Source organism: Rhodococcus sp. YH1, assembly GCF_009939605.1.
GTDB lineage: Bacteria > Actinomycetota > Actinomycetes > Mycobacteriales > Mycobacteriaceae > Rhodococcus > Rhodococcus aetherivorans.
Genome location: NZ_WVTE01000181.1, coordinates 1 through 1972, shown reverse-complemented (window position 1 = coordinate 1972; position 1972 = coordinate 1). Strand labels below are relative to the sequence as shown.

At 65.7% G+C, this 1972-nt stretch carries 2 protein-coding genes; both read left to right on the top strand.

All coding sequences use genetic code 11. The annotated features are described in order from the left end of the window. The coding region (locus AIIKEEIJ_RS14110; protein ID WP_161995915.1) for an AMP-binding protein at positions 1-1415 on the top strand (1415 nt) is incomplete at its 5' end. Between the two features lie 80 nt (positions 1416-1495). Then, on the top strand, positions 1496-1972 hold a 477-nt coding region (locus tag AIIKEEIJ_RS14105; protein WP_161995914.1), incomplete at its 3' end, for an ABC transporter substrate-binding protein.

Here is a 1972-nt window from a genome sequence, read left to right as displayed (position 1 = left end):
TCGGCGTCGCGGACCCCGGCGACCGCGTCGCGATCCTCTCCACGAACCGCACCGAGTACTTCGACTGCTACTACGGCGTGCCCATGGCGGGCATGGCGTTGACGATCCTGAACTTCCGGCTGCATCCCGAGCAGATCGCGGCGCTCGTCGAGCACTCGGGCGCCGCGGTCCTCGTAATCTCCGAGGACTTCGCCGAGATGGTCGCGAGTATCCGCGACCGGATCACGTCGGTGCATACCGTCGTCGTGATCGGCGACGCCGACGCCGATGCGGCGTTCTTGTCATGGGACGCGTTCGTCGCCGGCGCGCCCGCGACGGAACCGAAGGTGCGTCCGCGTCCTGACGACATCGCATGGATCGTCTACACCAGCGGCACGACCGGGGTGCCGAAGGGTGTGATGCTCAGCCACCGCAACCTCCTCACCGGCATAACCTCCTCGGCCCTCCAGTGGGCGCTGCCGGAAGACACCGTCTTCCTGTTCTGCTTCCCGCTCTGCCACGTCGGCGGTTACGTGACGCTCCTGAACCACCTGATGGGTGCCACGGTCGGGATCATCCGCGCCTACGACAACGCCACCTTCCTCCGGCTGGTCCAGCAGTGGAAGGTCACCCAGACCGGCCTGGCGCCCACGATGATCAACTTCCTGCTGCAGGATCCGGCGCTCGACGCGCACGACCTCGGCACGCTGGAGGCGATCGGGTACGGTTCGTCGGCGATTCCCGCTCCCGTACTGCGGGAGGGACTCGACCGCCTCGGTTGTGACTTCTATCAGGGTATGGGCATGACCGAGCTGGCCGGAAATGTGCTGCACCTCGACCAGCAGGCGCATCGGCGCGCCGCGAACGGGGAGTCCAACCTCCTTGCGGCAGCCGGAAAGCCGATGCGTTTGGCGGATATTCGAATCGTGGACGACGAGCTTCGGGACGTTCCGGTCGGAGAGATCGGCGAGATGGTCGTCCGTGGCGACCAGGTGATGGCCGGCTACTGGAACGACACCGACGCGACGGACGCCGCGTTCACCGACGGCTGGTTCCACACCGGTGATCTGGTGCGACGGGACGCCGAAGGATTCGTCTACATCGTGGACCGCAAGAAGGACCTGATCATCAGTGGTGGCGAGAACATCGCTTCTCTCACGGTGGAACAGGCCCTGTACAGTCATCCGGCGGTGGCCGAGGCGGCCGCGATCGGCGTCAAGGACGAGACGTGGGGCGAAATCGTCTGCGCCATTGTTGCTCTGCGCTCCGGCTCCACCGCTACCGCGGACGAGATCATCGCGACGTGCCGAGAGCACCTCGGCGGATTCCAGGTGCCGCGGCGCGTCGAATTCGTCGACGCCCTCCCGAAGAACGTCAGCGGCAAGATCCTCAAGCGCGATCTTCGCGAGCGCTTCGCCACCCGAACACTCGTCTAGCACAAGCCTCCCAGTCCGGCCCGCCGCCCCGAGCCACACTTCTGTCCTGCCCTGCCCACCTCTCGACACACGGAGCGACCATGAAACGTACTCTTGCCGTGGGCCTTACTGCCCTGTGCACCACCGCCGCCCTGGCAGCCTGTTCCGGCCGGGACACCGCCACTTCGGCGGGTGACTGCGATCCCGGAATCACCGACACCGAGATCCGCTTCGGAACAAGCCTCATGCAGTCCGTCGCGGGACCTCAAGCGGTCGCCGCAACCGCGCTGTTCGACGAGATCAACGCCGCGGGCGGGGTCACCATGGGTGACGGGAAGACCCGCAAGATCGAGTACATCGCGATGGACGACGGATACGACCCTGCACGCACCGTCGGCAACGTCCGCTCACTGGTCGAACAGGAACAGGTCTTCGCGATCCAGAATCTGATCGGTGTTGCCTGTCAGCAGATTCAGGCCGAGTCCGACCACGACGTACACGAGAACCATGGAACGGTCGAAGTTGACGTACGGCGCCGAGACGAGCGGTGCGACCGCGGCGAGGACGAGCACCACCGC